This window comes from uncultured Campylobacter sp. (genome assembly GCF_938018035.1).
Taxonomy (GTDB): Bacteria; Campylobacterota; Campylobacteria; order Campylobacterales; family Campylobacteraceae; genus Campylobacter_B.
In genome coordinates this window covers 1-8,244 of the sequence record NZ_CALIJF010000055.1, presented here as the reverse complement: position 1 = coordinate 8,244, position 8,244 = coordinate 1, and the positions used below count along the sequence as shown (strand labels likewise).

Genomic DNA, 8,244 nt, shown 5'->3' with positions numbered 1-8,244 from the left:
GCGCGGCAGGCTCGTGCGCGCCAAAAAATACGACGAAAGCGGCAAGCTAATCAGCGATAAATCCGATAAAAACGGGCTAGCAAGGGAGTAAAGCGGGCTAAATTTTAAAATTTTAAGTGGATTTGGAATTTTGAGTAGGCTTAAATTTTAAGCAGCTTTGGCTTTATATTTTGTGTTTCAGGCAGATGCGGCTTTGAATTTTGATTGAGCGTGACTTTGGGCTAGTATAACTTTATACAGCGCGCGAATATGGCTTGACTCCTTAAACGAGCGGGGCTTCGTGCAGCGCAGCTCGTCGCACAATTTGAGCTGATGCGGTTAAAATTCCACGCTGTATTTTAGCGCGCAGGTACCGCCCGACGCGACATAGCTTGGCTTTCGATACGGCTTGTTTTTTCCGCGCAACGAGCAACTTTGACGGGTGCAAATTTTAAAAATTTAAAGCGGAATTTCAAGCCGAAACGGCACTGAAATTTCAACCGCCAAAGAGGCAAAATTCAACGATCAAATTTCGCTAAATTTAGCCCACGGTTCGCAAGCCGTGCTATTCGGGCGTAAATTTCAAATTCGTCGCAACCTTTGCCTTTGGTGCATCAAATTTTACCTAAGCGGACAGAGAAATTTTAAAATTCTTAATTACCGGCTTAATCTCGACTTCAAAACGCAGTATCTGTCGCTCGCGCTCATTTGCCGGTCGCGCGCAGTGTACGCCGTTTCACTCGCCGCGTCGCACGCTGTTTTATTGCTACACGTCTAGCCGCCGCATAAAAGCAAAATTTTAAAATTTCATCTCCACGCTTGCTTATGCCGCACCTAGAGCCGCTTTAAATTTTAAATTTAGCCGCAAATTCCGCGCGCTAAATTGCAAAATTTCAATAAAGCAAAAGCTGCGCGAAGTATACACAAACAGAAAAGCCGAAAAATAATCTCCGTTTTAGCTTAAAATATCAACGTTCGTAGTAAAATTCGCTAAATTTTACCGCGGAAGGAGCTAAAATGGCTGCGGGTATTATTATCGGCATGGCGGTGCTGTTTATCGTGGGCTGGGCGATAGTGCGGGGCAAGTACGCGCCGCTCGTGCTTTTTCTTTCGGGCGTTTTTATGTTGATCTGTTCGGTCACGCTGGGCACGGGAAGCTTCATGCCCAAACAGGCCGTAGCAACGGGTAACGCCTACCTAAACATCATCGAGTTTATCCGATATATGTTCTCAAATAGATTTGCGAGCTTAGGCCTTATCATCATGTTTATGGTGGGCTTTGCGAGCTATATGACGCATATCGGCGCGAACCACGCTTTCGTCTCTATCGCTACGAAGCGCTTTGCTAGGATCAAAAACCCATACGTCATGGTCTTCGTCGCATTTGCGGTGGCTAAGCTCATCAGCATGGTTATCACTAGCGCGGTGGGGCTTGGCGTGCTATGCCTCGCGCTGCTAGGGCCCGTGCTCATCTCGCTTGGACTAAACAAGCTCACCGTAGGCTCGATCTGTGCGATGTCCGGAGCTGCCTCGATGGTGCTCATCGGCGCATCGACGGCCGTGGCGGCAAAGGCTACGCAGCTTAGCATTTTAGATTACGTTTTCATCTATAAAATTCCGGCCGCGCTTCCGACCTCGATCGTGATGGGTATCGCGCTCGTTTTTTGGAACAGATATCTCGATAAAAAAGAGGGCTGGGTATGCAGCGAGCATGTGGGCGAAGTGATGGAATTTGACGGCGCCGTGCAAAATCCCGAGGCCGCCGCGCCTAAAATTTACGCGATACTGCCGTTTTTACCGATGATTTTAGTGGTTGTATTTTCACAGTACTGCATCGCCTCTATCAAGCTTGACATCTCGGCGATCATCATCCTTTCAGTCGTCATCGCGATGCTTTTTGAAGCGGTCAGGCATAGGTTCAAATTTGACCCGATTGCCGAGGGGGTCAAGGTGCTTTTCCAAGCGATGGGTAAGAGCCTAAGCGGCGTCGTGATCCTCATCATCGCAGCGGGCGTATTCGCAGAAGGCTTTAAGGCGCTAGGAATGCTAGATAGCATCGTAAAACTCGCAAATTCGCTAGGATTTGGCGGCTTTGGCATGTCGGTGCTTTTCGTCATCATCACGACGCTAGTTACGATCATCTCTGGCTCAAACGGCGCGAGCTTCTACCCGCTCATCGAGATGGTACCGCATATTGCGGCTAAGCTAAACGTGAGCTCCGTGATGCTCGTGCTACCGATGCACCAGGCCTCGACTATCGCTCGCCCTCTCTCGCCCGTAGCAGGCGTGGTCGTCGCGATAGCCGGTATGCTAAAGTGCAGTCCGCTCGATATCGTCAAACGCTGCAGCGTGCCGGCGGTCCTAGGTCTGCTTAGCCACCATATTTTCGTATTTTTACTCTCATTGTGAGGCGCGAAATGCAGCTTCCTAGATGGACGTTTGAGGACGCGTACGGCGACTTTGACGACGTGAGATTTACGGATGCGCTGTCAAATTTGGACGAAATTTTAGGCGAGATAGAGAGGCTACTCGGTGCAGACGGCGAGTTAAATTTGCTTATAAACGCATATGAGCGCGGCTTTGAGGAGGCAAACTCCTTGCTCGCGTTTTGCCGCTGCAAATCAAGCGACGATACCAAAGACGAGCGAGCAGGCGCGGCTGAGGCGAAAATCAGGGAGAAATTTTTGCGCCTTGAACGGATTAAAGAGATCATTTTTGAAAAGATGGACGCGCTAGATCCCTCTGATACCGCGCGCCAAACGCAGGAGTTTGCGCGGATAAAATTTCTTTACGACGAGCGCAAAAGTAGCTGGCGGGCAAAATTTGACGCAAAAGAACGTAAAATTTACGAAGACGCGGCGACTAGCAGTTTTACTCCGCTTTACGGCGTATTTAGGCACCTAAACAACCTCATCTCCGTGCAGGCTACGGATAAACACGGCGCAAAAAGCGTCTACAATCTCTCAAAATGCGCGGGCATTTTAAAAGGCTCGCCCGATGCCGCGCTACGAAAGAGCGTGTTTGAGGGGTTAGCGGAGCATTACGCTAGGCACGCGAGCTTGTATGCCGACGTTTTAAATTTGCTTCAGGGCTTTAGGCTTGGCGAATTCAGGGCGGCCGGGACGGATATCCTCACGCCTAGCCTGCAGCAAAATAAAATCAGCGAGCAGGCTGTAACGGCGATGTTTGCGGCGCTGGATCAAAGAGCGGATAGGATCAGAGAGTGCGTGAGCTTGCGCGCGAAGTATTTTCCGCAGGGTAAAATTTACGCCCGCGATCTGCTCGCGCCGTCTCCGTTTGCTAGCACTGAGGAGATCCCCTATGAGCGGGCGATAGAGACGATCTGCGAGGCTATGGGCGAGGTTAGCGAGGAGATACCCGAATTTATCAAAATGATGCTGCAGAAGTGCTGGATCGAGGCGCAGGTGCGCGAAAACAAAGCAGGCGGCGCGTTTTATACGAGGTTTGATAAATTTCGGCAACCGCGCGTGTTTTCCAGCTACATGGGCACGCAGGCGCATATGATCCAGCAGGCGCACGAGCTCGGACATGCGTGGCACTACTGGATCATGCGCGATCTGCCCGCGTTGCACACGCAGTTTCCTATGACGCTAGCCGAGGCTGCGAGCACCTTTAACGAAGCCGTGCTGCGAAACTATCTGCGAAAAAACAGCTCGGATAAAAATTTGCTCTTTGACATCTTGTGGCAGGAGCTAAAATCGGCGGCAAATTTCATGCTACACATCGCCGTGCGGTTTGATTTTGAGATCGCTTTTTTAAAGGCTAGGCAAAAGGGCGCGGTCGGCGCGGCGCAGATAGAAGAGCTCATGCAAAATGCGTGGCGAGGACGTTACGGCGATACGACACAGGATGCGGAGGGCTTTTTGCCGTATTTTAAGCTGCATTTTTACAAAACCGATCAATACATCTACAACTACCCCTACGCGGTAGGCTACCTGCTCTCGCAGTTTTTGCTGGGCGAGTTTAGGCGCGTGGGCGATAAATTTATCGGCGCATATAAGGCGTTTTTGCGCGAGTGCGGCGTGATGAGCGTTGAAGATTTGCTGCAAAAGCACTTTGGCAAAGACGCGCGAACGCTGGAGTTTTGGCTCGAGTGCGTCGATAATGCGCTCATTTATGCGGATGAGTTTAAGCGGCTTGAGGAGCGGATGAAATTTGATAAATCAAAGGACCGTGCAGAGTAAAACGGGCGCAAAATTAGCAAGAGTGCGGGCGCAAGGCGTGAGAGAGGCGAGCGTGGGCAGATAAGGCTAGCCGGGCGAAATTTTAAAATTCTTTCTCCCTCGCTAGCGAGCGTATCGCCCGAGCCATTTTGCGCGCTGCCCAGGGCCTCCTGCCCGCCGCTAGAAAATCTGCGCGCGCCGTTAAAATTTTGCCCGTGCGCCGTCTGTGCGTCTTGCGACCGCGCGGCCTTAGATGGCGCCAAGTCGCTATCTTTGGAATTTTGCTCAAAATTTATCGCTAAATTTAAAATCATATCGCTAAAGCTTGCCTCATCGCCGTGCGAGATAGGGATCTGCGCTGTTTTTTGCGGCGAAATTTTAAATCATACATCCGCCGTGCTCGCGACGCCATGTCGCTTGACGATGCGAGTAAATTTAAGCGCGCAACGCAATAAAGAGCCGATACGAAGGATGGCACGGGCGACGCGGCGATACGACGCAACGCAGAGAGCGGATCGGTTATTTTCGATTGCGAAGGCAAAGAGCGGGCCGCCTATCGCGATCTTAAAATTTCACGGATCGCTTATTTGCAACTTTGAAATTTTGCGTGGTGTTCACTCATAGCGTTAAAATTTCGATGCGCGCGACAGCGTTAAAATTTTAGCCGGCATGACTGCGAAACAAAATTTCATATAGGTGTCCGTGCGATGCTGTATTTGCAGAGCAAAACGCGTACGATAAAATTTTAGCGTGCGAAAAGACGGAGCCGTCAGGCGACAACGCAGCGGAATGAAATTTAACGCGCAAGAACGGCAAACGGGGGTCTAAGCGAGATGAGCTTCAAATTAAAAATCGTAAAATTTCAATCCGCAGACGCCAAATGAGCTCAAGATCAAAATCCACGTAAATTTTATACGGCGAGATAGCAAGCCCAAGGTCTCGCGACGCCACGGGCTACGCGGTGCAGTATTCGTGAGGTAAAATATAGACGCCAAGAAGCGAAAGGTGCTTGAAATTTAGCGCGCGGCGGTCATAGAGAACCGAAAATCCGCAGCGCTAAAGTTTACTCGGTAAAAGCCCGAATTTATCCGCAGCAGCCGCAATCGCAGCGCGAAGATGCGGCGGGGTGAAGCTCGCCGATATAGAGCCTCACGGAGCCAAGCCCTTGCTTTTTCGCCCATGAATAGGCGTCGCTTGCAAAGCCGAAGTCGGCAAAATGCAAGAAGCTCTCCACGTAGAACTTGTGCGCATTTTGATGATCGGCATAATAGGCGTGCTCCCAAAGATCGCAGGCAAGCAGTGGAATTTTGCCGCGCACGATCGGCGTGTCTGCGTTTTGCGTCGTGATGATTTCTAAATTTGCGCCGCGCTCATCGCACACGAGCCAGCACCAGCCGCTGCCGAAAAGCCCCAGCGCGCGCTTTAAAAACTCGCTTTTAAAATTTTTCATCCCGCCGAAAGCCTGCGTTAAAGCGTCCGCGAGCTCGCCGCTAGGCTCACTTGGCTGCGCGATACAGTCGAAGTAAAAATCGTGGTTGTAAATTTCAGAGGCGTTGTTAAAAATACGGCTAAAACCTAGGCAAATTTGATAAAGCTTTGAAATTTGCGAAAACTCGCACTCCTCTCCGCGAGCCTCCCTGAACGACTGCGTGATGATCGTAAAAAGATCCGCGTTTTGTATCGGCGTATCCGCAATGTCCCGATTTAGAGCGGAGACGTAGTCCTCGCAAAGCCCGCCGTGATGAAATTTTAAACTCTGCAAGCTCGCGATTTTATTCGTGCGCGGATCAAAAGGCAGCGCCCTGGATCTAAACACTAATAATCCTCGCTGTCCAAATCGCTATAATCGTTAAAACCGTCGTCGTCTTCGTAGCTGTAATCATCCTCGTCGTAGTTGTAGTTGTAACTCTCGTCGCCTCCGATTAAATCATCGTCCTCGTATTCGTCCTCATCGAACTCTTCGTCTTCGAAGTCATCGAAATCAGCCATTTTGCTCTCCTTTGTCGTTGGAATTTACTTTTGATTTTACGCATTCGCTTGCTATTTCCGGGATATTTTCGATATAAACGCTCTGCGATGGGAAGGCAAACGATAGTCCGTTTTGCTCCACGATCTCCATTATTTTAAATAAAACATCCTCTTTAGTTTGGATAAAATTTGCCCATATTACGGTTTTTGTGAAGCAGTAAACTAAAATATTAATAGACGAATCGCCAAAGCTATCTAACGCCACGAACATGGTGCTTTTATAGCCCGCTAAATCGTCAATAGAGACCATGTTTTGCCTATAGCGCATACGAAAATCTTTAGAATTTAGCGCTGTATCGGCAGATTGAGCGATGCCCGGGTGAGATTTTAGCATCTCTTTGATGTCGTTTACGCACTTTCGCAGTTGAGCCGTGCTCGCGCCGTATTCGACGCCTATGGTAAGCTTTAAATTCCGTCCTACCTTCCTGCGGCTCCAGTTTTTGATATTTTGCGCCATTATGTTGGAATTCGGCACAAAAACAAGAGCGTTGTCAAAGGTTCTGATCGTCGTCTTTCTGAAGCCTGTTTCTACGACGTTTCCTTCTATGTCTCCTAATACGACCCAATCACCTTGCGAGAATGAATTATCAAACAATAGCATCACGGATGAGAAGAAATTTGCGATGATGTCCTTGGTCGCAAACGCGATCGCAAGTCCGCCGATTCCAAGAGATGCCATAAGCGCCGAGATGTCAAAGCCTAGACGCTTTAGTACCAAAAGTGCGGCGATGATGATTACGATGACGTATAGAATTTTAACGACTAGATTTATGATATCTTTTCTGACGCCTTTTTTCGTGATGTTTCCAAGCACGACAATGCCGTAGCCATCGATGATTTCGATGATGAGCCATGCCCAAAGCACCACGTAAACGATCGAGAATAAATTTGCAAATTTTATCGGCACGGGCGCTGGATAATAAAAGATACTAAGACAGATATCGACCGAATAAGCGATCAGCAAAATACCCATCGGACGCTTGATAATGCCCACTACTTGCGTTTTTAGAGTTTCGCTATCCAGCGAAAAGCTTTTATTAAAGAATTTAAATACGAAATAGATGATGTTGGCAAGCAGTCTGCGAAGCGAGTAGAAAAATAGCGTAATCAGCGTGATTAGAATGAGCTTGCCGAAATTTACGTGGCTGAGCTTAAACGGAATTTTATCGTTGATATAATCGATCACCGACTTAAAATTTAAGCTCGTAAAAACCACGCTGCTTGCGAGCAGATCGCTATTTCGCGACAGATACGTAAGCACCTCGTCGTAGGTCTGCTTGTCGTTTTTCAAATCGTTGATTTTAGACTCTAAGGCGTCTATCTGCTCTTGACTGCTTAGATTATTTTTCAAATCATTAAGTTTGCTAAAATCCCTAGTTTGGATATTTAGTAGCGTACTACTCAGCTCGCTTTCAAGCGCGCTTCTGCTTGCGCCGTTTACAAACATATCCTCAATTTTCATAAGCGAGGTATAAAAGATCTCTGCCATCTCCATCTTTTCTAAATCCGCGCTTGCATTTACGTATTCGGGAGAGCTCTGCTTTTTGGCGTATTTTTTTAGCGTAGTTTGGATGTTCTTTTTATTTTGCGCATACGACATTATGCTTTCGATATCCATATCCTGCTGCGTAATCGCAAAAGGTAGGCGATCAAAGAGCTTAGCTTTATTGCGATCGATGGCGTCTAGCTCGTTTTTGCTCGCGTTGGCGTCGCCGCCGTTAAGCAGGGAGCTGCGTTGTAAATTTAGCTTTTTAATCTCTTTGATTACAGAGATAAGCGTCTCGCCGTTAGGAGTTTTTTTCTGTGAAGTCTCCGTTTTGGCGACCTTTTCTGCGATCATATTTATTACTTCAGTTTTATTTCCATCCTCCGCACCGAGGGATTTGGATAGAATTTTAGCGACTTCTTTTTTGATCTCGGTTTTGTTGTTTTCTAAAGTAAGATTTGCCTCGGGCGCGGAAGAATTTGTCTCTACAAAGCTTCCCTCACCGGTCGTGTTGAGGTCTGCAAACGCTAAAGCGACGCTAAAAAGACTAATCGTTAAAAAGCTGAT

At 48.2% G+C, this 8,244-nt stretch carries 6 protein-coding genes; 3 read left to right on the top strand and 3 right to left on the bottom strand.

Annotated features, from left to right (window positions below):
* Positions 1–996: 996 nt before the first annotated feature.
* The 3 genes from dcuC (at position 997) to Q0257_RS01815 (ending at position 4,787) form a co-directional block, all read left to right on the top strand.
* A complete protein-coding gene (gene dcuC / locus Q0257_RS01825; protein ID WP_298020844.1) occupies positions 997–2,388 on the top strand; it encodes a C4-dicarboxylate transporter DcuC in 1,392 nt (463 codons plus the stop codon).
* Between the two features lie 8 nt (positions 2,389–2,396).
* The gene (locus tag Q0257_RS01820; RefSeq protein ID WP_298020842.1) at positions 2,397–4,184 is read left to right on the top strand and encodes a M3 family metallopeptidase; all 1,788 of its coding nucleotides are present in this window, start codon (positions 2,397–2,399) and stop codon (positions 4,182–4,184) included.
* Positions 4,185–4,436: 252 nt separating this feature from the next.
* Positions 4,437–4,787, top strand: coding sequence for a hypothetical protein (locus Q0257_RS01815; protein WP_298020840.1), 351 nt, complete (start codon positions 4,437–4,439; stop codon positions 4,785–4,787).
* Between the two features lie 460 nt (positions 4,788–5,247).
* Here Q0257_RS01815 and Q0257_RS01810 read toward each other — a convergent pair whose 3' ends face one another.
* The 3 genes from Q0257_RS01810 to Q0257_RS01800 form a co-directional block, all read right to left on the bottom strand.
* The gene (locus tag Q0257_RS01810; protein ID WP_298020837.1) at positions 5,248–5,979 is read right to left on the bottom strand and encodes a superoxide dismutase; all 732 of its coding nucleotides are present in this window, start codon (positions 5,977–5,979) and stop codon (positions 5,248–5,250) included.
* Positions 5,979–6,152, bottom strand: a complete 174-nt coding sequence (locus tag Q0257_RS01805) for a hypothetical protein (protein WP_005870938.1) — start codon at positions 6,150–6,152, stop codon at positions 5,979–5,981. The genes Q0257_RS01810 and Q0257_RS01805 overlap by 1 nt, the downstream gene beginning before the upstream one ends.
* The coding region (locus tag Q0257_RS01800; protein ID WP_298020834.1) for a mechanosensitive ion channel family protein at positions 6,145–8,244 on the bottom strand (2,100 nt) is incomplete at its 5' end. The genes Q0257_RS01805 and Q0257_RS01800, both read right to left, overlap by 8 nt.